Origin of the sequence: Streptococcus catagoni (assembly GCF_011421425.1) — a bacterium.
GTDB lineage: Bacteria > Bacillota > Bacilli > Lactobacillales > Streptococcaceae > Streptococcus > Streptococcus catagoni.
Genome location: NZ_WPCW01000001.1, coordinates 394,533 through 419,708, shown reverse-complemented (window position 1 = coordinate 419,708; position 25,176 = coordinate 394,533). Strand labels below are relative to the sequence as shown.

20 protein-coding genes, 3 tRNA genes, 1 other RNA gene and 1 pseudogene are annotated in these 25,176 nt (G+C 37.5%); 19 read left to right on the top strand and 6 right to left on the bottom strand.

The window, feature by feature from the left end; genetic code table 11:
* The first annotated feature begins 32 nt into the window (after positions 1-32).
* From HBN42_RS02020 to HBN42_RS01995, 6 genes and pseudogenes are all read left to right on the top strand, one after another.
* Positions 33-398, top strand: a complete 366-nt coding sequence (locus HBN42_RS02020; RefSeq protein ID WP_328804282.1) for a DUF1398 family protein — start codon at positions 33-35, stop codon at positions 396-398.
* 167 nt (positions 399-565) lie between these two features.
* Positions 566-2,014: an amidase gene (locus HBN42_RS02015; RefSeq protein WP_165993219.1), complete on the top strand. Its 1,449-nt coding sequence runs from the start codon at positions 566-568 to the stop codon at positions 2,012-2,014.
* 123 nt (positions 2,015-2,137) lie between these two features.
* Positions 2,138-3,004 carry a transporter substrate-binding domain-containing protein gene (locus HBN42_RS02010; protein WP_165993217.1) on the top strand — a complete coding sequence of 289 codons (867 nt, stop codon included), beginning with the start codon at positions 2,138-2,140 and terminating at the stop codon, positions 3,002-3,004.
* 17 nt (positions 3,005-3,021) lie between these two features.
* Positions 3,022-3,669, top strand: a complete 648-nt coding sequence (locus HBN42_RS02005) for an amino acid ABC transporter permease (protein WP_165993215.1) — start codon at positions 3,022-3,024, stop codon at positions 3,667-3,669.
* A gap of 128 nt (positions 3,670-3,797) precedes the next feature.
* A complete protein-coding gene (locus HBN42_RS02000) occupies positions 3,798-4,448 on the top strand; it encodes a uracil-DNA glycosylase (RefSeq protein WP_165993213.1) in 651 nt (216 codons plus the stop codon).
* A gap of 59 nt (positions 4,449-4,507) precedes the next feature.
* Positions 4,508-5,070, top strand: a pseudogene (locus HBN42_RS01995) (amidohydrolase family protein); the annotation flags it as partial.
* 30 nt (positions 5,071-5,100) lie between these two features.
* Here HBN42_RS01995 and plsY read toward each other — a convergent pair.
* On the bottom strand, positions 5,101-5,739 hold the full coding sequence (gene plsY / locus HBN42_RS01990; protein ID WP_165993211.1) for a glycerol-3-phosphate 1-O-acyltransferase PlsY: 639 nt from the start codon (positions 5,737-5,739) through the stop codon (positions 5,101-5,103).
* Positions 5,740-5,871: 132 nt separating this feature from the next.
* On the opposite strand from plsY, the gene parE reads away from it, so the two are divergent.
* The 8 genes from parE to HBN42_RS01950 all read left to right on the top strand — a co-directional run bounded on the left by parE (position 5,872) and on the right by HBN42_RS01950 (position 13,945).
* Entirely contained in the window at positions 5,872-7,821 is a 1,950-nt protein-coding gene (gene parE / locus HBN42_RS01985) for a DNA topoisomerase IV subunit B (RefSeq protein ID WP_165993208.1), read from the top strand.
* A gap of 472 nt (positions 7,822-8,293) precedes the next feature.
* Positions 8,294-10,753, top strand: coding sequence for a DNA topoisomerase IV subunit A (gene parC, locus HBN42_RS01980; protein ID WP_165993206.1), 2,460 nt, complete (start codon positions 8,294-8,296; stop codon positions 10,751-10,753).
* Positions 10,754-10,832: 79 nt separating this feature from the next.
* On the top strand, positions 10,833-11,855 hold the full coding sequence (locus HBN42_RS01975; RefSeq protein WP_165993204.1) for a branched-chain amino acid aminotransferase: 1,023 nt from the start codon (positions 10,833-10,835) through the stop codon (positions 11,853-11,855).
* A 63-nt stretch (positions 11,856-11,918) separates the two neighbouring features.
* On the top strand, positions 11,919-12,149 hold the full coding sequence (locus tag HBN42_RS01970) for a DUF2969 domain-containing protein (RefSeq protein ID WP_165993202.1): 231 nt from the start codon (positions 11,919-11,921) through the stop codon (positions 12,147-12,149).
* 60 nt (positions 12,150-12,209) lie between these two features.
* Positions 12,210-12,290 (top strand) — tRNA-Tyr (locus tag HBN42_RS01965).
* A gap of 6 nt (positions 12,291-12,296) precedes the next feature.
* Positions 12,297-12,368: transfer RNA gene (locus HBN42_RS01960), tRNA-Gln, on the top strand.
* Between the two features lie 125 nt (positions 12,369-12,493).
* A complete protein-coding gene (gene rpsA, locus HBN42_RS01955) occupies positions 12,494-13,708 on the top strand; it encodes a 30S ribosomal protein S1 (RefSeq protein ID WP_165993200.1) in 1,215 nt (404 codons plus the stop codon).
* A gap of 165 nt (positions 13,709-13,873) precedes the next feature.
* A tRNA-Arg gene (locus HBN42_RS01950) sits at positions 13,874-13,945 on the top strand.
* A 144-nt stretch (positions 13,946-14,089) separates the two neighbouring features.
* On the opposite strand, the gene HBN42_RS01945 is transcribed toward HBN42_RS01950, so the two are convergent.
* Positions 14,090-14,719, bottom strand: coding sequence for a DUF3862 domain-containing protein (locus tag HBN42_RS01945; RefSeq protein WP_165993199.1), 630 nt, complete (start codon positions 14,717-14,719; stop codon positions 14,090-14,092).
* A 290-nt stretch (positions 14,720-15,009) separates the two neighbouring features.
* On the opposite strand from HBN42_RS01945, the gene HBN42_RS01940 reads away from it, so the two are divergent.
* Entirely contained in the window at positions 15,010-15,825 is an 816-nt protein-coding gene (locus HBN42_RS01940) for a DNA/RNA non-specific endonuclease (protein ID WP_165993197.1), read from the top strand.
* A 337-nt stretch (positions 15,826-16,162) separates the two neighbouring features.
* On the opposite strand, the gene ssrA is transcribed toward HBN42_RS01940, so the two are convergent.
* Positions 16,163-16,510, bottom strand: a transfer-messenger RNA (tmRNA) gene (gene ssrA, locus HBN42_RS01935).
* A 92-nt stretch (positions 16,511-16,602) separates the two neighbouring features.
* Here ssrA and HBN42_RS01930 point away from each other — a divergent pair.
* On the top strand, positions 16,603-17,214 hold the full coding sequence (locus HBN42_RS01930) for a TVP38/TMEM64 family protein (protein WP_165993195.1): 612 nt from the start codon (positions 16,603-16,605) through the stop codon (positions 17,212-17,214).
* Positions 17,215-17,243: 29 nt separating this feature from the next.
* Here HBN42_RS01930 and HBN42_RS01925 read toward each other — a convergent pair whose 3' ends face one another.
* From HBN42_RS01925 to HBN42_RS01915, 3 genes are read right to left on the bottom strand one after another with little or no spacing between them, the layout of a single operon-like run.
* Positions 17,244-18,035: an ABC transporter permease gene (locus HBN42_RS01925; protein ID WP_165993194.1), complete on the bottom strand. Its 792-nt coding sequence runs from the start codon at positions 18,033-18,035 to the stop codon at positions 17,244-17,246.
* Between the two features lie 9 nt (positions 18,036-18,044).
* On the bottom strand, positions 18,045-18,743 hold the full coding sequence (locus HBN42_RS01920; protein WP_165993192.1) for an ABC transporter ATP-binding protein: 699 nt from the start codon (positions 18,741-18,743) through the stop codon (positions 18,045-18,047).
* Between the two features lies 1 nt (position 18,744).
* On the bottom strand, positions 18,745-19,113 hold the full coding sequence (locus tag HBN42_RS01915) for a GntR family transcriptional regulator (protein ID WP_165993190.1): 369 nt from the start codon (positions 19,111-19,113) through the stop codon (positions 18,745-18,747).
* 184 nt (positions 19,114-19,297) lie between these two features.
* On the opposite strand from HBN42_RS01915, the gene HBN42_RS01910 reads away from it, so the two are divergent.
* From HBN42_RS01910 to pyk, 3 genes are all read left to right on the top strand, one after another.
* Entirely contained in the window at positions 19,298-22,408 is a 3,111-nt protein-coding gene (locus tag HBN42_RS01910; RefSeq protein WP_165993187.1) for a DNA polymerase III subunit alpha, read from the top strand.
* A 74-nt stretch (positions 22,409-22,482) separates the two neighbouring features.
* Positions 22,483-23,496 carry a 6-phosphofructokinase gene (pfkA, locus tag HBN42_RS01905; protein ID WP_165993185.1) on the top strand — a complete coding sequence of 338 codons (1,014 nt, stop codon included), beginning with the start codon at positions 22,483-22,485 and terminating at the stop codon, positions 23,494-23,496.
* A 74-nt stretch (positions 23,497-23,570) separates the two neighbouring features.
* Positions 23,571-25,073, top strand: a complete 1,503-nt coding sequence (gene pyk / locus HBN42_RS01900) for a pyruvate kinase (protein WP_165993183.1) — start codon at positions 23,571-23,573, stop codon at positions 25,071-25,073.
* Positions 25,074-25,176 lie beyond the last annotated feature (103 nt).

Here is a 25,176-nt window from a genome sequence, read left to right as displayed (position 1 = left end):
TACAAGGAGTTTAAAATGATAACAGAAGAAAAATTAAAAATGCACAGGAAAAATTCTCAGGAAATAACTTCTCAAAACTAGTGGAAGCTTACCTGGCTATGGGAATGACTTTTTATAGTCTTAATATTAAAGAAGGACAAACCATCTATGGCGACAAAGAAGGACAGCAAATTCTTTTACCAAGCTATAAGGTAGAGAAGATCTCAAGGATCAGTGATCAAGACTTATTTTTAGAGAAGTTGGAGGCTCATCAAAAAGGACAGACTGATTTTCCACACTTCTGTCAAGATGTTGCAGCAGCAGGCATTTATAAATGGGAAGTAAACCTACTAGCTAAAACATGTCAATACTTCAATCTAGAAGATCAACTTCTTTATAGCCAAGCCATTTCCCTTTGACAGAGAAGACATGTCTCCAAATGCCAAAGGCTTAGCTTGGATCTTACAGTCTATGCCTTAGGTGATCTATTGCCTTTAGAAAATGGTTTTACTTCATCAACTATGTGAAGAAATAATGCTCACTTTATTGAAAAAGCTGAGCTTAATTTTATTGGAAAGTATTAAAAATGGAATTTAAAGATGCAAGTGCCATTGCAGCAGCAGTGAGAAAAAAGGATATTTCAGCAAAAGAAATTGTTCAAGAAACTATCAGAAAGGCCAATGCCCTAAACCCTGAACTAAATGCCATTGTCTCAACAAGGTATGAAAAAGCCTTAGCAGAAGCAGACAGTAGGGATTTCAGTAAGCAGGTTTTTGCTGGTGTTCCTATTTATATCAAAGATCTAGGTCAAGAAATGGCAGAGGAATTATCAACCTCAGGATCCTCATTGTTTCAAACTTATAGATCGGCTCATACTAACAATTTTGTTAAAAGGCTGGAAGAACTTGGTTTTATTATCTTAGGTAAGACTAATACACCTGAGTTTGGCTTCAAAAATATTAGTGACAGTAAGGCCAATGGTTCTGTCAACCTACCAGCAGATAGGACGAGAAATGCAGGAGGCTCTTCAGGGGGCTCTGCAGCACTGCTTTCTTCTGGTATCTGTACCCTGGCCACTGCCAGTGACGGTGGCGGCTCCATTCGTGTTCCTGCTTCATTTAATGCTCTAATTGGTTTGAAGCCAAGTCGGGGACGCATTATTACAGGACCCAATTCCTATCGCGGTTGGCAAGGAGCATCTGTGCATTTTGCTCTGACAAAGTCTGTGCGTGATACAAAGAATCTGCTATATCATCTGCAGTCATCACAGATGGAAAGTCCTTTTAACTTACCACTCTTAACTGAGAAAGCTCTCTCTGCCTTTACCTTACCAAAATTAAGGATTGCCTACTTATTAAAAGAGGCAGATGGCAGTCCTTTAAAAACAGAAGTCCAAAATGCCCTTTTGAAAGCTCGAGATTTTCTGATCAGTCAAGGTCATGAACTTGTAGCCATAGATAGCCTACCAGTTGATTTAGATACTTTAATGTCTGCCTACTATTTTATGAATGCTTCAGAAACGGCAGCAATGTTTGATGACATTGAAGCAGTCCTTGGTCGTACCATAAGTAAAAGCGATATGGAAACCATGACATGGGCAATCTATCAGGCAGGAAAAGGCTTGTTAGCAAAGGATTATTCTAGCACCTTGCAGCAATGGGACCAATTCAGTCTTCAGATGGAACTCTTTCATCAAAGCTATGACTTACTGTTGACACCAACGACCCATGATGTCGCTCCAAAACATGGACAGTTAGACCCAGATGCGGCTTTAATGGAAAAACTTGCCCATGCTGAAGAGTACAAAACTTCAGAGCAGTTAGACTTAATCAATCAGATGTTTCAAAAGGGGCTTGACTTAAATCCTTATACCCCACTAGCCAATTTAACCGGTCAGACTGCTGTTAGTTTACCAACTTATCTGACAGAGGATGGCCTAGCTTTAGGTACTCAATTGATAGCTGGAAAAGGGCGAGAAGATTTATTGTTAGCTGTAGCTGAGCTATTTGAAGAAGAACAAGCATTAACCCTTTGATTGTGATATATAATAAGAAAACTATCCTATAATAGTTCTCCTTCTTTTATAAGCTTTCTTATCTAGGGATGCTTTAAGATAATGTTATACTAAGGATATTATCAAAAAGGAGTATTTTTTCTAATGAAAAGACGTTATAAATTACTGGTTACAGCTTTTGCTGCCTTGTCCTTGACAGCATGTGCTTCTGACAAAGGGGGCAAAGAAAGTACTTGGGGTAAGATTGAAGAAAAAGGTCTCTTAAGAGTGGCTACACCAACAACCTATCAACCCACTTCATACTATAATGATAAGAACCAACTGGTTGGATATGAAGTTGATATGATGAAGGAAGTGGCCAAACGCCTTCATATTAAAGTGAAATTTGTAGAAACAGGTTTTGATCAGGCTTTTACCTCTCTAGATAGTGGTCGTGTAGATGTTTCATTGAATAATTTTGATATTACTAAAAAGCGCCAAGCTAAATACAATATGTCCATACCCTACAAATACGGAGTGGGTGGCTTGATTGTTCGTGCAGATGGTAGTTCTGGCATTAGTAAGAAAGATTTGAGTGACTGGAAAGATAAAAAAGCAGCTGGTGCTGAAGGCACTGAGTACATGAAAGTGGCTAAGAAACAAGGGGCAAAATTAGTCTCCTATGATAATGTTTCTAATGACGTCTATTTAAATGATGTGGCCAATGGTCGTACAGATTTTATTCCCAATGACTATCCCGCTCAAAAGCTCTTTGTGGACTTTATGAAATCTAAAAATCCAAAACTTAATGTCAAAATGAGTGAGGTTCAATACAATCCTACTGAGCAAGGGATTGTTATGAGTAAAAAAGACAAGACTCTCCTCAATAAAATAAATAAGACACTTAAGGCCATGAAAAAAGACGGTAGTTTGAAGAAGATATCTGAAACTTATTATGGTGGCCAAGATTTAACAAAGGCTTTTGGAAAAGATAAAAAATTACCACTTATTGATACCAAAGATGTCCAATAAGTGAATTGTAGGTTCATATGATTAACTTAAAACTGATTTGGCGGAGTTTGGGCTATGTTATTGAAGGCCTACCTTATACTTTGGGAATAGCCTTGCTTAGTTTTGTCATAGGTCTCTTTTTAGGCTTGTTATTAACCCTGATCAGAAGACTTAACAAGAAGTTCAGCAGTTTCTTGGTCAAATTGTATGTGTCCATGATGCGTGGGGTACCAATGATTGTTGTTCTCTTTGTTTTGTATTTTGGTCTACCTTATTACGGTATCCAGTTGCCAGCTCTACTGTGTGCTCTGATTGGTTTTTCACTGGTCAGCGCTGCTTATATTTCCGAAGTTTTTAGAGCTTCAATTGATGCAATAGACATAGGACAATGGGAGGCCGCAAAGTCTTTAGGCCTACCTTATTCCAGTATTATAAGGAAAATTATACTTCCTCAGGCTGTAAGAATAGCAGTACCACCCTTAGGAAATGTTATTATTGATATGGTCAAATCTTCTTCCCTAGCAGCCATGATTACAGTGCCTGATATTTTTCAAAAGGCAAAAATTGTTGGCAGCAGGGAGTGGGATTATATGTCAATGTATGTTCTTGTGGCTCTTATTTACTGGATGCTGACCTTTTTACTTGAAAAATACCAAGCGTATTTGGAAAAGAAACTCCTCTATTAAAGCTAAAAAACGAATAAAAACCCAGACAATACTAAAAATCTGGGTTTTTTACTAGCTTTTTGTGTTAAAATAGGGTTTAAGTAGTGTTAAAGTTTCTAATGTATAGTGACAAAGAAAGGTCAAAGAGTATGGAATCAACCTGGAAAAGAAAGTTAAAAGAACAGTTACCCAAGGGATATTTTTCAGAAATTAACCATTTTATGGATCAGGTATACCAAAGGGGCATTGTTTATCCACCAAGAGAAAACGTTTTTAAGGCTTTAAGGGTGACAGCCTATGAGGATATGAAGGTTGTCCTTTTAGGACAGGATCCTTATCATGGTCCAGACCAGGCCCAAGGTTTGTCTTTTTCTGTACCAGATTCTCTTGTAGCTCCGCCATCATTGCAAAATATTTTAAAGGAATTAGAAAGTGACATAGGTGAGCGAAGACATCATGATCTGACATCATGGGCCCAACAGGGAGTGCTCCTTTTAAACGCTTGCTTAACAGTACCAGAACATCAAGCTAATGGCCATGCCAATATGATCTGGGAACCTTTTACAGATGCAGTTATCAAAGCAGCAAATGAGAAAGAAGAACCAATTGTTTTTATCCTATGGGGTGGCTATGCTCGTAGGAAAAAAGCTTTAATCACTAATCCTATTCATCATATTATTGAAAGCCCTCATCCTAGCCCTCTATCTGCCTATCGTGGATTTTTTGGCAGCCAGCCCTTTTCAAAGACCAATGCTTTCTTAGAAAGTAAGGGTATTACGCCTATTAATTGGCTGGCATAGTTTTTCGACAAAAGAGGGAGGAAGCATGTTACTGATAAAAAATGGTCGTCTAATGGATCCTAAAAGTGGTTGAATTTGCTCAAAACTTAGGAGCTAAGGTCACAGCTGAAGTGGCCCCACAACATTTTTCTAAGACAGAGGACCTTTTATTGAGAGCTGGTGCCAATGCCAAAATGACCCCTCCTTTACGAGACGAAAAAGACCGTCTGGCTATTATTGAAGGTTTAAAATCTGGTGTTATCTCTATTATAGCAACGGATCATGCTCCTCATCATACTAGTGAAAAAAATAATGCAGATATCAAACAAGCTCCCTCAGGAATGATAGGCTTAGAAACGTCTTTATCTTTAGGTTTAACTTATTTAGTAGAACCAGGTCATTTGTCCTTGATGGAATTACTTGAAAAGATGTCACTGAATCCCGCCCAATTATACCAACTTCCCGCAGGTTATCTGGCTGAAAATGGTTCTGCTGATCTTCTTATTTTTTCTGACAAGGAAAAAAGAACAGTAGAGCTGAGCAGTTTGCATCAAAAGCAAGTAATTCTCCTTTTGTTGGAGAAGAATTGAAAGGTCTTGTGAAATATACCATAGCTAAGGGGAAGGTAGTTTATCAGGCATAGAAAAAAGTCCCCTTCATCTGAGTGGGACTTCTATTTTTTCTTTTGTTTACTTAAGTTCAATCCCCAAGGGACAAGGTTTTCCTCGTGTCTGCTAATTCTTCCTATATTATCACGATGACGATAGATGATAATAGAGGCCAAAAGCATGACAACCAGAATCAAAATAAGATCGTAGCGTGGGAGCAAGAAAGAAAAGGCCGGGAAAATCAGTACCGTCACAATAGCGATCAGAGATATTGAAACACTAGAAAGAGAAATCATACTGAACAAGTAAAGAATAATGATAAAAACAAAGGCTAAAAATAAGAAATAAAATGGTGCATAACCAAGGAGCACACCAGCACTGGTTGCAACTGCCTTGCCGCCCTTGAATTTTGCAAAAATAGGGAAGGTGTGTCCTAGAACAGCAAAAAATCCAATTATAATAGGAGAAAGACTGCTTAAACCAAAGATCAAGGGTAACAATGTTGCCAGCGTCCCTTTTAAAAGATCAATGGCTAAGGTTGTTAAACCGGCTTTAACTCCTAAAATACGGAAAGTATTTGTAGTTCCAGTATTTCCAGACCCATATTCTCGAAGGTTAATATGATAAAAGTGTCTGCCAATCCATAAGCCTGTAGGGATAGAACCTAACAAGTAGGCAAAGATTATTAATAATGTCATTTTCATATTCAATATTATATCATAAACCTGCTTGTAGAGAGGCTAAGTACAATTATTTTTGAAAAAATAAAAAATAATTTTGCAAATTTTGAAAAAAACTTGTAAGATTAATAGGATGAAAAAATCTGGAGGTCACTTTTGGCTAAGAAAGAAATAACTATAAACAATTATAATGATGATGCCATCCAAGTTTTAGAAGGGTTAGACGCGGTTCGAAAACGTCCAGGGATGTATATTGGCTCCACGGATGCCACTGGCCTACATCATTTGATATGGGAGATTGTTGATAATGCTGTTGATGAGGCATTATCAGGCTTCGGTAATGAAATTAAAGTTGTTATTAATAAGGATGGTTCAGTCAGCGTATCTGATAGTGGGCGTGGTATGCCTACAGGTATGCATGCCATGGGTATACCTACTGTTCAGGTTATCTTTACTGTTTTACATGCCGGCGGAAAATTTGGTCAAGGTGGCTACAAAACTTCTGGAGGACTTCATGGGGTGGGCTCATCTGTTGTCAATGCTCTATCAGCCTGGTTAGAGGTTGAAATTACCCGCGATGGCACTGTTTATCGACAAAGGTTTGAAAATGGTGGTAAGCCTGTTTCTGGCCTTAAAAAGGTCGGCACTGCACCCAAGAGCAAAACAGGTACACTTGTTACCTTTATGCCAGATGATACGATTTTTTCAACCACTGATTTTAAATTTAATACTATAGCAGAGCGCTTAAAGGAATCTGCCTTCCTCCTTAAAGAAGTTAAACTGTCACTGACAGATTTGCGTGGAGATGAAGCTCTGGTAGAAGAATTTCATTATGAAAATGGCGTGCAGGATTTTGTTGAATACTTAAATGAAGATAAGGAAACCCTAACGCCTGTCATTTATGTTGAAGGAAGTGAACAAGGTTTTCAGGTTCAAGTGGCCTTGCAGTATAATGATGGATTTTCAGATAACATTCTATCCTTTGTCAACAATGTGCGTACAAAAGATGGTGGAAGTCATGAGACTGGATTGAAGGCAGCTATCACTAAAGTGATGAATGATTACGCCAGAAAAACCAATCTTTTGAAAGAAAAAGATAAGAATCTTGAGGGTTCAGACTATCGTGAAGGGCTCTCAGCAGTACTATCTATTCTTGTACCTGAACAACACCTTCAATTTGAAGGACAAACCAAGGACAAACTAGGAAGTCCCTTAGCCCGACCTGTTGTTGACGGCATTGTTTCTGAAAAACTAACCTATTTTTTACTGGAAAATGGTGAACTGGCATCCAATTTGATCCGTAAAGCCATAAAGGCTCGAGATGCGCGTGAAGCTGCAAGAAAAGCTCGCGATGAGTCAAGAAATGGTAAGAAAAATAAAAAAGATAAGGGGCTTTTATCTGGTAAATTAACCCCTGCCCAATCAAAAAATCCTAAGAAAAATGAACTCTATCTTGTCGAAGGGGATTCCGCTGGTGGTTCTGCCAAGCAAGGTCGGGATCGTAAATTTCAAGCTATTTTGCCCTTACGTGGTAAGGTTCTAAATACGGAAAAAGCTAAAATGACAGATATCTTGAAAAATGAAGAAATCAATACAATGGTCTTTACCATAGGTGGAGGAGTTGGAGCTGATTTTGCCATTGAAGATATTAATTATGATAAGGTCATTATCATGACCGATGCTGATACTGACGGAGCTCATATTCAAACTTTGCTCCTAACATTTTTCTATCGTTATATGAGACCTTTGGTGGAAGAAGGCCATGTTTATATTGCTTTGCCGCCTCTTTATAAAATGTCAAAAGGTAAGGGAAAATCTGAGAAGATTTCCTATGCCTGGACAGATGGCGAACTGGAAGATTTGCGCAAAGAGTACGGTAAGGGAGCTATGTTGCAACGCTATAAAGGTCTAGGGGAAATGAACGCAGACCAACTATGGGAAACAACCATGGATCCAGAAACAAGAACCTTGATTCGTGTAACCATTGATGATTTAGCTCGTGCTGAGCGCAGAGTATCTGTTCTCATGGGAGATAAAGCAGCACCACGCCGCCAATGGATTGAAGATAACGTTAAGTTTACCTTAGAAGAAAATACGGTGTTTTAAGTGAGTACTTATCCTTGCTGCTGAAGCAGCTAATGCTAAGACGCTTGTCGCTATCGTGCGGTCAAGCTAACTCACTTACTACTTCGGCAAGTCAGTAAAGTCGACTGCCTTGTCTCAGGTCGTAATAGTTCATCTTCTTATCCTTGCTGCTGAAGCAGCTAATGCTAAGCCGCTTGCCGCTATTGTGCGGTCGGGTTAGCTTCTCTTTTAATGTTAGCAGGTGTTGGCTTGGTGTGCTTTTCATTCAGTCTTAAAGTAAGGTTTTTCAACTGAAAATGGTTCAAGCTAGGAGTCTAGCTAGGCTCTTTTCATTGGGAGGCTTTCACAATTATAAACGTCCCTTTTTAATTCTACAGAAAGGAATTGAACCCAGCCTCTTGCGGTGTAAAAAAGATAAATCTCCTAGCTCATCAGGATGAGCTGGCGATTTCCTATTTTTACTTGGCAACTGACGGGCTTGGTATCTTAATTTATGTCAAATGTTCAAAATATGTCTTTGGAAGACATTATGGGAGAACGCTTCGGGCGCTATTCCAAATATATTATTCAAGAGAGGGCACTTCCTGATATCCGTGACGGCCTAAAACCTGTTCAACGGCGTATTCTTTATTCGATGAATAAGGATGGTAATACCTTTGAAAAAGGCTACCGAAAATCAGCCAAATCTGTCGGTAATATTATGGGGAATTTCCATCCACATGGGGATTCGTCTATATATGATGCCATGGTTCGGATGAGTCAGGATTGGAAAAACCGTGAGATCCTTGTAGAAATGCATGGGAATAATGGTTCAATGGACGGGGATCCACCGGCCGCAATGCGTTATACTGAGGCACGTCTATCTGAAATTTCAGGTTATTTATTAGAAGACATTGAAAAAGGAACCGTTCCCTTTGCTTGGAATTTTGATGACACTGAAAAAGAACCCACCGTTTTACCAGCAGCATTTCCTAATTTACTGGTTAATGGGGCTACTGGTATTTCAGCTGGTTACGCAACTGATATTCCCCCTCATAATTTAGCTGAAGTTATTGATGCTGTTGTCTACATGATTGACCATCCAAAAGCGTCATTAGATAAGCTCATGGAGTTTTTGCCAGGACCAGACCTTCCAACCGGAGGTATTATTCAAGGAGCTGACGAAATAAGAAAGGCCTATGAAACTGGTAAAGGCCGTGTGGTTGTTCGTTCTAAAACAGTTATTGAAAGTCTTAAAGGTGGTAAGGAACAAATTGTTGTTACAGAAATTCCTTATGAAATTAATAAATCTGTTTTAGTAAAAAGAATTGACGATGTTCGTGTTAACAACAAGGTTCCTGGTATTGTCGAAGTTCGGGATGAATCCGACCGTAGCGGGCTTAGAATTGCTATTGAATTAAAGAAAGACGCCGATACTGAGACAGTCTTAAACTACCTGCTAAAATATACAGATCTCCAAATTAATTATAATTTTAATATGGTGGCTATTGATCACTGTACTCCAAAACAAGTAGGTCTGCAAAAAATTCTTTCAAGCTATATTTCTCACCGTAAGGATATTATCATTGAACGTTCAAAATACGATAAGGCAAAAGCAGAAAAGCGTTTGCATATTGTTGAAGGTTTGATCCGTGTCTTATCCATTTTAGATGAGGTCATTGCCTTAATCCGTGCTTCTGAGAATAAATCCGATGCCAAAGAGAACTTGAAAGTTAGCTATGCCTTTTCAGAAGAGCAAGCAGAGGCTATCGTAACCCTCCAATTGTATCGTTTAACCAATACGGACATTGTGACCCTACAAAATGAAGAAGATGAGTTAAGAGATCAGATTACGACTTTGTCTGCTATTATCAGCGATGAAGCCACCATGTATCATCTAATGAAACGTGAACTCCGTGAGGTGAAGAAGAAGTTTGCCAATCCTCGTCTTTCTGAACTTCAAAAAGAAACACAGACCATTGAAATTAACACAGCCAGTCTGATTATCGAAGAAGAAACCTTTGTCAGTGTGACCAGTGGTGGTTACATCAAACGGACTAGCCCAAGATCCTTTAATTCATCAAGTATAGAAGAAATTGGTAAACGTGATGATGACACCCTCATTTTTGTAAAACAGGCAAAAACAACCCAACAGCTCTTACTGTTCACCGATTTAGGAAATGTCATCTATCGTCCTATACATGAGTTAACAGATATTCGATGGAAGGAAGTGGGAGAACACCTTTCTCAACAATTAACAAATTTTGCAACCGACGAAAAGATTCTTTATGCTGAAATTGTGGATCAATTTGAAAAGGGTCTTTATATGTCAGTTACACGATTTGGTCAGATAAAACGTTTTGAACGTGCTGAATTGAGTCCTTGGAGGACCTACAGAACCAAGTCAACAAAATATGCGAAATTAAAAAATGCTGATGATAGAATTGTGGCCATTGAACCGATTTATTTCGAAGATATCATGTTAGTGACCCACAAGGGCTATGCTTTGCGCTTTCCAAGTGAAGAAGTACCAGTACAAGGTCTAAAAACCGCTGGGGTTAAAGCGATCAATCTAAAGGCAGAAGACAGTTTAAGCTCAGCCTTTTTGGTGAAAAATGATAGTTTCTTCATTTTAACTCAAAGAGGTAGCCTCAAACGCCTTGCAGTAGAAGAAATACCAGCTACAAGTCGTGCTAATCGTGGACTCTTATTACTTCGTGAATTGAAAAACAAACCCCATCGTGTCTTTTTAGCAGGCAATGTACAAAGCTCAACTTCAGGCAAAGACATTGATCTCTTTAGTGATATGGATGATGAAAAAGTAGAACAAGAAGTATTAGAAGTTATCAGTAAAACAGGTCAAACATACCAAGTTAATTTAGCGACTTTATCTTTGTCTGAAAGAACAAGTAATGGTTCCTTTATTTCAGACAGTATATCTGACCAAGAAGTATTTTCAGCAAGTATAAAATAGGGAGGTTTTCCCTTTCTATTTTACCGAAATTTATCAGAATATTAAAAATATTTCAAGAAAAAAGAAATGAGGTTTGAAGATGACAGTTGATTTAGATTGGGATAACCTAGGTTTTCAGTATCGTCATTTGCCATTTAGATATATATCCTATTTTAAAAACGGAAAATGGAATCAGGGACAGCTAACAGAGGATGCTAACTTACATATTTCAGAAAGTTCACCAGCTCTTCACTATGGTCAGCAAGCCTTTGAAGGCCTAAAGGCCTACAGAACAAAAGATGGTTCTATTCAGCTTTTTCGTCCAGATCAGAATGCTGAGCGCCTACAAGCTACTGCAGAACGTTTATTAATGCCCCAAGTGCCTACAGATATGTTTATAGAGGCAGTAAAAAAAGTTGTTCGAGCCAACGAAGACTATGTACCTCCATATGGGACTGGAGCAAGCTTGTACATTCGTCCTTTGTTAATTGGAATTGGTGATATCATTGGGGTACAACCAGCACAAGAATACATCTTTACTATCTTTGTAATGCCTGTTGGCAATTATTTTAAGGGTGGTCTATTACCTACAAAATTTATTGTTGCTGAAGATTTTGACCGGGCTGCTCCTTACGGAACAGGTGCTGCCAAAGTTGGTGGTAATTACGCTGGTTCTCTTTTACCTGGTAAACAGGCCAAGGGAAACGGCTTCTCAGACGTTATCTATTTGGATCCAGCTACCCATACTAAAATCGAAGAAGTTGGCGCAGCAAATTTCTTTGGTATAACAGCAGATAACCAATTCATCACCCCATTAAGCCCTTCAATTTTACCATCCATTACAAAATATTCCTTACTTGAATTAGCAAAGGATCGTCTTGGCATGGAAGTTATTGAAGGAGATGTTCCTGTAGATCAACTCAATAAATTTACAGAAGCAGGGGCCTGTGGGACAGCTGCAGTTATTTCACCTATAGGGGCTATTCAATACAAACATGAGTATCATGTCTTCTATAGCGAGACAGAAGTTGGACCAGTCACAAAAAGATTATACGAGGAATTGGTAGGTATCCAGTTTGGTGACATTGAAGCTCCAGAAGGTTGGATTGTAAAAGTTGATTAATTTAAAAGCTTGCTCTTGCAAGCCTTTTTAAATTTGTGTAAAATGATTAAAGCGAGGTAAGGTATGAGTAAAAAAGATAAAAAAATCGAAATCCAATTAATTGATCACTCCGTTTCACTAGAAAACACCATGGTTGATGGCTATCATCTGCAAATTGGGAAACGTGTCGTTGGCGAAATTGCAGAGCTAGACGATAAGTTTGTAGTGGTCAAAAATGGAAATGTTGAAAGCTTTTTCAAAAACTTGGAACAAGCAGTTGAAAACGTTATTGAGAACTATAACCTCAATCACTAAAAGTGCTCAAAAACACTTGCGTGTACAGCAAAACTATGTTAGAATAGTTTTTGTTGTTATGGAAAGATAGCGAAGAGGCTAAACGCGGCGGACTGTAAATCCGCTCCTTCGGGTTCGGGGGTTCGAATCCCTCTCTTTCCATTATTTTGGGGTATAGCCAAGCGGTAAGGCAAGGGACTTTGACTCCCTCATGCGTTGGTTCGAATCCAGCTACCCCAGTCAGAGGTATCAGAGTGTTCTGAGACCGTTAAAGATAAGAGTTGTTGTCGTTGCGGGTTACCTTGAGAAAATATATTGTTATCAAAAACTAGCCATAGCTAGCTTTTGTTGGAGGATTTTTTAGAATGAATGAATTTGAAGATTTGCTAAACAGTGTTAGCGAAGTAAACCCTGGTGACGTTGTCACTGCGGAAGTTTTAACAGTTGATAATGGTCAAGCAAACGTTGTTATCGATGGAACTGGTGTCGAAGGTGTCTTGACACTTCGTGAATTGACTAACGAGCGTGAAGCTGATATTAACGACTACGTTAAAGCTGGCGACACAGTTGAAGTACTTGTTCTTCGTCAAGTTGTAGGAAAAGATACTGATACAGTTACTTTCCTAGTATCTAAAAAACGTTTGGAAGCTCGCAAAGCATGGGACAAACTTATTGGTCGTGAAGGCGAAATCGTTACTGTAAAAGGAACTCGCGCTGTTAAGGGTGGTCTTTCAGTTGAATTTGAAGGCTTACGTGGATTTATCCCTGCTTCAATGATTGATACTCGTTTTGTTCGCAACACAGAAAAATTTGTTGGTCAAGAGTTTGAAGCTAAAATCAAAGAAGTTGATGCAGCAGAAAATCGTTTTATCTTGTCACGCCGTGAAGTTATTGAAGAAGCTGCAGCAGAAGCTCGCAAAGAAGTTTTCTCTAAACTTTCTGTAGGTTCAGTAGTAACTGGTACAGTTGCTCGTTTGACAAGCTTTGGTGCTTTCATTGACCTTGGTGGTGTTGATGGACTTGTACACGTTACTGAATTATCACATGAACGTAACGTATCACCTAAATCAGTTGTTTCTGTTGGTGAAGAAGTAGAAGTTAAAGTACTTTCAATTGACGAAGAAGCTGGACGTGTATCACTTTCACTTAAGGCTACAACACCTGGACCATGGGATGGCGTTGAACAAAAACTTGCTCAAGGCGATGTTGTTGAAGGTAAAGTTAAACGCTTGACAGACTTCGGTGCTTTTGTTGAAGTATTACCTGGAATTGATGGACTTGTTCACATTTCACAAATCTCACACAAACGTGTTGAAAATCCAAAAGATGTACTTTCTGTAGGTCAAGAAGTTACTGTTAAAGTTCTTGAAGTTAACGCTGCTGATGAACGTGTATCACTTTCAATCAAAGTTCTTGAAGAGCGTCCTGCACAAGCAGAAGGTGAAAACACTAATAAAGACAGTGAAAAACGTCAATCTCGTCCACGTCGTCCAAAACGTGAAGCTAAACGTGATTACGAACTTCCTGAAACACAAACTGGGTTCTCAATGGCTGATTTATTTGGCGATATTGAATTATAATACAGATAAAAAGGTTGAGACTTATCTCAATCTTTTTTCCTTTGTACACGAATAATCCCTTTAAAGCATAAGATATCTACTAGCTAATAACTAAGAAAACTAGCCTGATTTTTTGTTGATAGAGTTTATTTTGTTTGTTTTTTGTGGTATAATATTAAGGTATTTCCACCTTTAGTGTAATGGATATCACGTAAGATTCCGGTTCTTGAGATGGGGGTTCGATTCCCTCAAGGTGGATTCAAACCATGTAAAAAAGCCTATTAAATGAACTGACCCCCAAAAGTTGGACAACTGATATGTACCCCTTTCACTGGATAGTCCAGTGAAAGGGGTACATATCACTGTAGGGGTGCAGTTCAAAATCAGGCTTTTTTTGTTTTTTTATTTTATGAGACCTTTCTGGGATAGCTCAACAAGCTTATCATTTTTAAAGATTAAATTGATATTGGCCCCTTGTACTCTGGTTTTTATACCACTAATCCAAATGGCCTGAAGTTGTACATTGTCACTAGAGCTGGCTTCTGTGTAGTCGTCAGGCTCTGTTAGAATTTTGACAACCTGATTATAGGACATTCCTTTTTCAAGCTTATTATAGTCTTTTAGGCTAATTTTCATTTTTCTTGAAAAAGCAAAGTTAGAAATAGACTTAACAATTGTGCTATTTTCAAATAGATTGGCTTTAATAACAACATGGTCAAAATGCCAAGTGTAATTATCTAGTTTTACATTTCCTGCAGGTTTTTGTTCATGGCTTGTTGGTTGACCAAATAGTTCTTTCAACTCTTCTAAAGAAGTGCCACCCTTAAATTCCTGTTCTACTTTTGCGACCTTTATTTTTTCAAAGGCAAAACGTTTATCCTGATGTTCAGCTTCCGCTGTCTTATGCAGAGACAGACTACTATCATCCAAGTTCTTAGACTTTGTTTTTTTATCCGTTTTACCTGCACAGGCCGTTATAAGGAGGCAAAGGCTGGCAATTGTGATTAACTGTATACATTTTTTAAATTTCATTATGTTACCTATCTCTTTTTTCCTATCTCTATTATATCATACTAGATAAAAATAAGAAGAAAGGAGGAGAAGTTCTTTACTTTCAGCTATTAGCTGGGCTAAAAAATTCTTGTAAAAGTAGTAATAGAAACATTAGGTGGACTGTTCTTACTTTTCATTTCTCTACTATAATTAAGAGTGTTCTCTAATCAAACTAAGTAATAATGAACTTTATTTAAAAAAAGTATTGATTAACTGGTTATGTAAGCGTATACTAATTGTAGTGAGCTTTAGAAAAAAGGAGACGAAAAATGGAATTACTTGGATTAAGACAGATTATCAGTAAACAACGTAAGTTAGTTAAACTGTCAATTGTTGCATTAGTATCAGCTACATTTGCTATTACAGCTTTTCCGACCACGAATGTCGTACTAGCTAGAGATTCGCAAACAACAGCCAAAGCTAATTTTAATGACGGATCAAGTAAGTACTTATCAGAAGCCTCAGCATGGACATTTAATGAAAGTCCAAATTATTATAAAGTGCTAGGCAATAGTGGCCTTACCCCAGAAGTATTTCCTGAGGTAGGAAAGATTTTATACAGTGAACTCGATGAGTTGGGTCGAACACAAACAGCTAGGGGAACATTGACATATGACAATGTGGCAGCTAGTTATAATGTAAGGCAACATTTTGCCAAAGATCAAAACCCTTCAGGTTGGATAGGAAATCCTAAAGGGGTTACTTATCCTATTGAGTGGCTAAATGGCTCAGTCTACAATGGTCATTTTTGGAATAGAAGCCATTTGATCGCAGATAGTTTAGGAGGAGATGCTCTTAAGGTAAATGCGATTACCGGAACAAGGACTCAAAATGTTGGGGGCACAAATCAACATGGAGGCATGCGTTACACTGAAATGAAGGCTCAAAAATGGTTAGAGGCTAACCATAAAGGTCATCTATATTATGAAGCTATGCCTGTATATAGTGGAGATGAATTAGTTCCAAGAGCTGTTGTGGTATCTATGCAATCTTCTGATAAATCAATCGATGAAAAAGTGATTGTTTACAATACAGCCAACGGCTACACTATTAATTATAGTGACGGTACCTTCACTAAAAACTAAAAACTAAAAAGCCAAACTGTTGCTCACTGAGTTTGGCTTTTAAATTTCAAATAAAAATTTAAAAAAGAAAAAAGACTAATCCCATCAGAAGCTAAACAAAGTGATGATTTCTCCTAATCATCACTTTTTAAAGGTCACTATAGAAAAATCATTCACTTATCTAGCAAGGCTCCATACTGAGACAGTCCTTACGGATACTAAACTTTGGGATTTTCTTCTTTGTTCTCCTTTTTGTTCTCTCTTTTATAGAAAATTACGGTAATGTACGAACAAGTCTAAAATAAAAAACCTTGATTTAACAAGGTTTTAAGAACTTATAGAAAGTTTTAGTAAGCTATGATGGAGCTGGTGGGAGTCGAACCCACGTCCAAACACCTGCCAACATATTTGTCTACAACCATAGGTTATGTCTTATTTTAACAAGCTAAGGACACATAACTCAAGCCATTAACTTGCGAGTCTAAAAATCTCTTCTAAAGAAGCTAGACAGATTCTTTAGCGTAGCTTGCTGTTTTGAGACTTCTAGCAGGACACAAGCAATCTTGTAGAAGTCACGCTAACTGGTTTTTAGGCAGCTAAAGCGTAAGTTTGTGTATTTTTTGCAGTTATATTTAACTGGCATTTTACATCTGCCGATGGGTCGCAAAACATGCCTCATAATGCCTGTCGAATCCGTAACAACCCCGAATAAAAAAGAAGTCTTAAAACTTTCTTAATCTATTATAACAAATATTTTTTCAGATAGCAAAAAACAGCTTCTTATGGTATGATAAAAGCATGAAAATGAAAAATAATAAAGCCTATCTATTTTTCCAACGACTATTTAAGGTTTTAGGCATACTGGCCTTAGTTGGATCTTTTTTTCTAGCTATATGGCTATATAAATTGGGTATACTCAATGATAGCAATGTTTTAAAAGATGTTGTCCATCATTACAAATTTTGGGGACCATTTATTTTTATCATGGTCCAAATTTTTCAAATTGTTTTTCCCGTTATTCCAGGAGGTTTAACAACTGTTGCTGGTTTTCTTATCTTTGGGCCTTGGCAAGGTTTCATTTACAATTATGTAGGTATCCTTATTGGTAGTTATCTGCTATTTATATTGGTAAGAATCTATGGGAAACGCTTCATTTTATTATTTCTTGATGAAAAGACCTTCATGAAATATGAGAAAAAATTAGAAACGCCAGGCTATGAAAAACTTTTCATCTTTTGTATGGCTTCCCCAGTTTCTCCCGCTGATATTATGGTTATGATTACGGGATTGACTAACATGACTGTACGACGTTTTATGACCATTATCTTTATTACTAAGCCGATTTCTATTATTGGTTATAGTTATTTTTTCATTTTTGGAAAGGACATTATTCAGCATTATTTCCATTAAAAAAACTGGCGACTTTTCAGTCCCAGTTTTTATTGTAGATTCAATTTATTTTTCATAATACCAAAGGTGATAAAATAGAAAAGAATGATTTCAAGTAAAGTCTCTACACAGATGATTAAATAATAGCGGATACCTAATAAGTAAGTTGTATCCTTAGGACCAATGTTGAGCAATTTAAAATTGATAAAGGTCACAGCAGTGCTGACTATAATCGTAATAGCAAAATAATACATAAAGGCTTTTAATCTTCTGCGATTATTTGATAACTGACCAAGTGAGATTGATAAGTAGATCACTAAAATGCCTGCTATAGAAGAAAGAATGTAAGACGTTATAAACAGTGATGCAACTTCCCAATTTTTGTTAATGAATGGGAAAGTGATATTTACAAAACGTTCGAGATCAGATGAACTTATCTGAGGGATAACCAAAATAGCAGTAGCTACAACTAAAACAAGAGCATTAAAGAAGCCACAAATCATAGATGAAATAAGTTTGGTTAAAATAATCTTATGCTCAGAAACAGGAAGGGTCATGGTTAGATAACCTTCACGACCATAGATATTTTGGTTAAAACGGTTAATAATAATTAACAAAGTCGCTAAAAGGGAGCCCGCGACCAATGCCCCAAATATTAAAATCAGGGTAAAGGGTAAAATTTGATTAAAAATCACATAGGTAGCATTGTTGGTTTCAGATTCTAGATGAAACCACTTGATGGAAATGGATAGAAGGGCTGCAATAGCAATGATTCCTGCATTGAGGGCGAAATACCATTTGCCAATTGATTTAAATTCGTATTTTAATAATTTTTTTAACATCACTACCTCCTATACCTTGTAAATTTCTCTAAAGAGTGCGTCTATAGATGTACCATAACTTTCACGTAAATCATCCACAGTTCCAGCAAGTGAAACTTTTCCGTCTTTTAAGAAAATAGCTTCATCAAGAATGGGCTCAATATCTGATATGAGGTGGGTAGAAATGAGAACAGATGCATCTTCACAATAGTTATTGATAATTGTTCTTAAAATGTAGTCACGAGCAGCCGGATCAACACCACCAATTGGCTCGTCTAGAATGTATAGCTTTGCTTTACGGCTCATGACAAGGATTAATTGGACTTTTTCTTTGTTACCCTTAGATAGGTTTTTGAGACGTTCATCTAAATCAAGATGTAGATCTCTAAAGAGGCTATGGGCTTGATCCTTGTTAAAGTCTTCATAGAAATCTGCAAAAAACTCAATAATACCCCTAATTTTCATTTCATCTCTAAGATAGGTAGTATCAGGTAGATAGGAGATGATTTTCTTAGTTTCTACAGATGGACGAAAACCATCAATGACAATGTCTCCTTTGTTTGGCTGAATTAAACCGTTGATCAGTTTGATCAGAGTCGTTTTACCACTTCCATTTGGTCCTAAAAGACCGATGATTTTCCCAGAAGGAATAGTCAGTGTTAAGTCATCAATGACAGTCTTACTTTTGTAGGATTTTGAAACATGGTGTAGTTGTAAAAGTTGCGACATCTTATAATTTCTCCTTTAAAAAAGCTTCTAGTACAGGTATAATTTCCTTCCTATTAAAACCCATTTTAAGCATATTATCGACGAAAGACTCAAGTTCACTACGTGATAATTCGTGTCTTTTCTTGGTAATCATTTCTTGATCATCTGTGACATAGCGACCAGCAGTACGTTGAGAATAAACGATACCTTCTCTCTCTAATTCAGTAAAAGCTCTTTGCATGGTATTAGGATTAACGCCTGCAGCTTCAGCGTATTCTCTTACTGTGGGTAATTGATCTCCGCTTTTCACCTCCTGGCTGACAATTTGCATTTTTATATGTTGTGCAATCTGAGTGTAAATGGGAGATTTTTCATCAAATTTCCAAGACATAGCTTCTCCTCTCAATAATAATTGTAAATACTAATTGTACTATACAAATGGTACAAAAAATAATGAGAAATGTCAAGGAGAAGGCAATATTCTAATCATTACTTAGTCCCTGCTAAAATAAAAAGAGAGCAACATTGGTATTTTCATAGTATAATATAAAGAAAGGATCTGAAAGGAGAAGCCCATGTATGCTCAATTAGTAACTAAAACAGTTTATTCCCTTATGGATAGTTTGGTCACTTTAGATGACTATTTTGAAAAGGCAAAAAGCCTTGGTTATCAGACTATTGGTATAATGGATAAGGATAACTTGTATGGAGCTTATCATTTTATAAAAGGTTGTGAAAAACATGGACTTCAAGCAGTTGTCGGTTTAGAAATTGATTATCAACTGGATGATCGCAATATCATTTTATATCTGATTGCTAAAAATAATGACGGCTATAAGAATCTCTTGAAACTGTCAACCTTAAAGATGTCAGGGGAATTTAAAAACGAGGATCTTCTAGAGCATGCTCAAGGTCTAGCCTTTATTTTACCTGAGCAGGACTACGATCAAGCAATCTCCTTACCTTTTTCTTATTATATTGGCGTTGATGAACAGACGCATTTAGATGATCAAGCCTATCCTTTAATTCCACTGCGTCAGGTCAGATACTTTGAAGATGAAGATACAGAAACCTTGCAGACTCTTCATGCTATTAGAGATAATGTTACGCTTCGAGAAGTAGCCTTGGTTGAAAAGGGACAGTCCCTTGCAGACTGTCAGCAAATGACATCTATTTTTAAAGAAAAATTGCCTCAGGCGCTCAGCCATTTGGAAGAGTTGGTTTCTGATATTCATTATAGTTTTGATAATGATTTTAAGTTACCTCGTTTTAACCGTGATAAGGCAGCAAAGCTAGAGCTGAAAGAATTAACAGAACAAGGGCTTAAAGAACAAGGGCTTTGGCAAGAGGCTTATCAAAAAAGACTGGACAAGGAACTCTCCATTATTTCTGATATGGGCTTTGATGATTACTTTCTCATTGTTTGGGATCTCTTGAGATTTGGCCGTAGTAATGGTTATTATATGGGGATGGGAAGAGGGTCTGCAGCTGGTAGTTTGGTGGCCTATGCTCTTAATATCACAGGGATTGATCCTGTGAAAAATAATCTGCTCTTTGAAAGATTCCTCAATAAAGAACGTTATTCAATGCCTGATATTGATATCGATTTGCCTGATATCTACCGCTCGGAATTTTTACACTATGTAAGAAATCGCTATGGTAGCGATCATTCTGCACAAATCGTTACCTTTTCAACTTTTGGTGCCAAACAGGCCATCAGAGACGTTTTAAAACGTTTTGGTGTTCCAGAGTACGAAATTGGGCATTTTAGTAAAAAAATTGGACCAAGAGATAATTTAAGTTCTGTCTATGAAAAGAATATCAGTTTTAGGCAGGCTATCAATGAAAAATTAGAATACCAAAAAGCTTATCAGATAGCCAAAAAAATTGAAGGCAATCCAAGACAAACCTCCATTCATGCGGCAGGAATAGTGATGAGTGATGATAATCTAACAGATCACATTCCTCTAAAACGTGGAGACGACATGATGATTACCCAGTATGATGCCAATGCTGTGGAATCAAATGGACTCCTAAAAATGGACTTCTTGGGCTTAAGAAATTTAACCTTTGTTCAAAAAATGAAAGAAAAAGTAGCCAAAGATTTTGGTAAAACGATTAACATTGAAGAGATAAATCTTGAAGATAAAAAAACTCTGGCTTTATTTGCTAGAGGAGATACTAAAGGAATTTTTCAATTTGAGCAAAATGGGGCTATTTCTTTGCTAAAACGAATTAAACCCAAAAGGTTTGAAGAAATTGTAGCAACTACTAGTTTAAATAGACCTGGTGCAAGTGATTATACTAATAACTTTATCAAAAGGCGTAATGGTCAAGAAAAGATTGACTTGATAGACCCTGTGATTGCACCTATCCTAAAACCAACCTATGGGATTATGTTATACCAGGAACAGGTTATGCAGATCGCCCAAGAATTTGCTGGATTTTCACTGGGTAAGGCGGATTTACTGAGACGAGCCATGTCAAAGAAAAATCGTAATGAAATGAAAAAACTAGAGGCAGAGTTTCTAGAAGGAGCAAAATCTTTAGGTCGGTCTGAGGATACCTCGCTTTTGCTCTTTAAACGTATGGAAAAATTTGCGGGCTACGGTTTTAATCGCAGTCATGCCTTTGCCTATTCGGCTCTTGCTTTCCAGTTGGCTTACTTTAAGGCTCATTACCCTTCGGTCTTTTTTGACGTCATAATGAACTATTCTAATAGTGATTACATTAGTGATGCTATAGATTCAGACTTTCGAGTTGTTCCCTTGACAATCAATAAGATTCCTTTTACAGACAAAGTAGAAGGGACAAAAATCATGATGGGCATGAAAAACATCAAGAATTTGCCTAGGGATCTAGCCTACTGGATTATAGAGAATCGTCCTTTTTCAGCCATTGAAGACTTTTTCACCAGACTTCCAGAAAAATATCAGAAGAGAGATTATTTACAACCCTTAATCAGTATCGGTCTATTTGATACTTTTGAACCAAATCGTAAGAAAGTTCTCGCTAATATTGAACCCTTATTAACATTTGTTAGTGAACTGGGCTCTTTATTTGCAGATTCTTCTTTTAATTGGATCGAAACGGAAGATTTTACCGTTAGTGAAAAATACAAAATGGAAGAAGAGATTATGGGTATAGGTTTAAGCAAGCATCCCCTTTTAGAAATTGCGGAGTCAGCAAAACGCCCCTTTACCTCAATATCTCGTCTAGTAAAGGATTCTGAGGCTTGCATCTTGGTTCAAATTGAGAGCATACGTGTTATCAGGACCAAATCCCAAGGTCAACAAATGGCTTTTCTATCTGTGACTGACACCAAGAAAAAGCTTGATGTGACAATCTTTCCTGAAGAATACAGTATCTTCAAAGAGCAACTAAAAGAAGGCACTATTACCTATATCACTGGCAGAGTCAAGGAGCGTGATAACCGTTTACAACTTGTCTTAAAAGATCTTCAAATTGCCAGCCTGAAGAAATTTTGGATCTTGACCCAAAATCATCAGTTTGATAAAGAAATCTCTGAAGTTTTGAAGCAATTTCCAGGAGATACCTCAGTTTTCATTCATTACCAAGATAGTAAGGAAACTCTTCAAGTGCAAGATAAATTTGTTGAAGTTAGTCAGGACTTTGAAAATAATCTGAAACCTTTCACTCTGAAAACGGTTTATCAAGAAAAATAGGGAATTGGTGAAGTAATTTTCAATGTAATATGCTATAATTAAGGGGTTAAACTAATAAAAGGAGTACCAGAATAATGAAACGTATTGCTGTTTTAACTAGTGGTGGTGACGCCCCTGGTATGAATGCTGCTATCAGAGCAGTTGTTCGTAAAGCAATCTCAGAAGGAATGGAAGTATATGGGATTAACCATGGCTATGCAGGCATGGTTTCTGGTGATATTTTTCCTATTGGTTCAAGAGGGGTTGGTGATAAGATCTCTCGTGGGGGAACCTTTTTATACTCAGCACGCTTTCCTGAGTTTGCACAATTAGAAGGTCAACTTGCAGGTATTGAACAACTCAAAAAACATGGTATTGAAGGAGTCGTAGTTATTGGTGGGGATGGGTCTTACCACGGTGCTATGAGACTTACTGAACATGGTTTTCCTGCTGTTGGAATTCCAGGAACAATTGATAACGATATTGCCGGTACTGATTATACTATTGGCTTTGATACTGCAGTAAATACCGCAGTTGAGGCAATTGATAAATTAAGAGATACCTCATCCAGTCACGGACGTACATTTGTTATTGAAGTTATGGGACGTAATGCTGGTGATATTGCCCTTTGGGCTGGGATAGCAAGTGGTGCCGACCAAATTATTGTTCCAGAAGAAGAATTTGATATTAAAAAGGTAGTTGCTACTATTGATGATGACTTTATCAATAAAGGCAAGAATCACCATATCATCGTTTTAGCTGAAGGTGTTATGAGTGGTGATCAGTTTGCTCAAAAACTAAAAGAAGCTGGTAATACAAGTGACCTACGTGTTACTAATCTAGGACACATTTTGCGTGGTGGTTCACCAACAGCCCGTGACCGTGTTATAGCTTCTTGGATGGGCGCACATGCTGTTGAACTACTAAAAGAAGGTAGGGGCGGTTTAGCTGTTGGCATTCACAACGAAGAACTTGTTGAGAGTCCAATTCTTGGAACTGCCGAAGAAGGAGCATTGTTCTCTTTAACAGATGATGGTAAAATAGTGGTTAACAATCCACATAAAGCTCGTCTAGACTTTGCTGCATTGAATCTTTCATTATCTAGATAATTAACTATCAGGATAACTGGTTTGTTTTAAAAACGTCGATAAACGACAGAATTAAGAGGGAGTTTCAGATCAATATGAATAAACGCGTAAAAATTGTTGCTACACTTGGGCCTGCGGTAGAAATCCGTGGCGGTAAAAAGTACGGAGAAGATGGCTATTGGGCTGGTGAACTTGATGTAGAACCATCAGCAAAAAAAATTGCTGAATTAATTGAAGCTGGTGCAAATGTTTTCCGTTTTAATTTTTCACATGGTGATCATCAAGAACAAGGTGCACGTATGGCTACAGTACGTCGTGCAGAAGAAATTGCTCGCCAAAAAGTTGGTTTCCTTTTAGACACTAAAGGTCCTGAAATGAGAACAGAACTCTTTGCAGATGATGCAAAAGAGTACAGCTATGTTACTGGTGAAAAGATCCGTGTAGCAACTGCTCAAGGTATTTTATCAACTCGCGATGTTATCGCATTGAGCGTAGCTGGTTCACTTGACATCTATGACGAAGTTGAAGTTGGTCATACTATCTTAATTGATGATGGTAAACTTGGTCTAAAAGTTATCGAAAAAGATATCGCTAACCGTGAATTTATTGTTGAAGTTGAAAATGACGGCATTATCGCTAAACAAAAAGGGGTTAATATCCCAAACACTAAGATTCCTTTCCCTGCCTTAGCAGAACGTGATAACGCAGATATTCGTTTTGGTCTTGAACAAGGTATTAACTTCATTGCTATCTCATTTGTACGTACAGCAAAAGACGTTGAAGAAGTTCGTGAAATCTGTCGTGAAACTGGAAATGAACATGTCCAATTGTTTGCTAAAATTGAAAATCAACAAGGTATTGATAACTTGGATGAAATCATTGAAGCAGCAGATGGTATCATGATTGCCCGTGGTGACATGGGAATTGAAGTACCTTTTGAAATGGTTCCAGTATTCCAAAAAATGATCATCACTAAGGTTAATGCGGCTGGTAAAGCAGTTATTACTGCTACAAACATGCTTGAAACAATGACTGAAAAACCACGTGCAACACGTTCTGAAGTATCTGATGTTTTCAATGCTGTTATTGATGGAACAGACGCAACTATGCTCTCTGGTGAATCAGCAAATGGTAAATATCCAGTTGAATCCGTTCGAACTATGGCAACCATTGATAAAAATGCACAAACACTCTTAAAAGAGTATGGACGTTTAGATTCATCTAAGTTGACACGTGATAACAAGACAGATGTAGTAGCTTCAGCTGTTACAGATGCAACACACTCAATGGATATTAAATTGGTTGTGACAATCACTGAAACCGGTCATACAGCGCGTGCTATTTCTAAATTCCGTCCAGATGCTGATATTTTAGCAGTTACATTTGACGAAAAAGTTCAAAGAGCTTTGATGGTTTATTGGGGAGTTGTTCCAGTACTTGCTAAGAAACCTTCATCAACAGACGATATGTTTGTTGTTGCTGAAGAGCTAGCACTTCAATCAGGACTTGTTCAATCTGGTGACAATATTGTTATTGTGGCTGGTGTACCTGTTGGTTCTGGTGGAACTAATACAATGAGAGTTCGTACAGTAAAATAAAAGATTTTGAAATCGCAAGTGACAACTTGCGATTTTTTTCATTATGTGACTTTCAGTCCGTTTCGCTCCGAAGGTGCGAAACAAAAAACCACCCGCTATGCGG

Bases quoted from the DNA above. Each gene is read 5' to 3' on its own strand.
- HBN42_RS02015 (WP_165993219.1), top strand. From the start codon at position 566: ATGGAATTTAAAGATGCAAGTGCCATTGCAGCAGCAGTGAGAAAAAAG.
- HBN42_RS02010 (WP_165993217.1), top strand. From the start codon at position 2,138: ATGAAAAGACGTTATAAATTACTGGTTACAGCTTTTGCTGCCTTGTCC.
- HBN42_RS02005 (WP_165993215.1), top strand. From the start codon at position 3,022: ATGATTAACTTAAAACTGATTTGGCGGAGTTTGGGCTATGTTATTGAA.
- HBN42_RS02000 (WP_165993213.1), top strand. From the start codon at position 3,798: ATGGAATCAACCTGGAAAAGAAAGTTAAAAGAACAGTTACCCAAGGGA.
- plsY (WP_165993211.1), bottom strand. From the start codon at position 5,739: ATGAAAATGACATTATTAATAATCTTTGCCTACTTGTTAGGTTCTATC.
- parC (WP_165993206.1), top strand. From the start codon at position 8,294: ATGTCAAATGTTCAAAATATGTCTTTGGAAGACATTATGGGAGAACGC.
- HBN42_RS01975 (WP_165993204.1), top strand. From the start codon at position 10,833: ATGACAGTTGATTTAGATTGGGATAACCTAGGTTTTCAGTATCGTCAT.
- HBN42_RS01970 (WP_165993202.1), top strand. From the start codon at position 11,919: ATGAGTAAAAAAGATAAAAAAATCGAAATCCAATTAATTGATCACTCC.
- rpsA (WP_165993200.1), top strand. From the start codon at position 12,494: ATGAATGAATTTGAAGATTTGCTAAACAGTGTTAGCGAAGTAAACCCT.
- HBN42_RS01945 (WP_165993199.1), bottom strand. From the start codon at position 14,719: ATGAAATTTAAAAAATGTATACAGTTAATCACAATTGCCAGCCTTTGC.
- HBN42_RS01940 (WP_165993197.1), top strand. From the start codon at position 15,010: ATGGAATTACTTGGATTAAGACAGATTATCAGTAAACAACGTAAGTTA.
- HBN42_RS01930 (WP_165993195.1), top strand. From the start codon at position 16,603: ATGAAAATGAAAAATAATAAAGCCTATCTATTTTTCCAACGACTATTT.
- HBN42_RS01925 (WP_165993194.1), bottom strand. From the start codon at position 18,035: ATGTTAAAAAAATTATTAAAATACGAATTTAAATCAATTGGCAAATGG.
- HBN42_RS01920 (WP_165993192.1), bottom strand. From the start codon at position 18,743: ATGTCGCAACTTTTACAACTACACCATGTTTCAAAATCCTACAAAAGT.
- HBN42_RS01915 (WP_165993190.1), bottom strand. From the start codon at position 19,113: ATGTCTTGGAAATTTGATGAAAAATCTCCCATTTACACTCAGATTGCA.
- HBN42_RS01910 (WP_165993187.1), top strand. From the start codon at position 19,298: ATGTATGCTCAATTAGTAACTAAAACAGTTTATTCCCTTATGGATAGT.
- pfkA (WP_165993185.1), top strand. From the start codon at position 22,483: ATGAAACGTATTGCTGTTTTAACTAGTGGTGGTGACGCCCCTGGTATG.
- pyk (WP_165993183.1), top strand. From the start codon at position 23,571: ATGAATAAACGCGTAAAAATTGTTGCTACACTTGGGCCTGCGGTAGAA.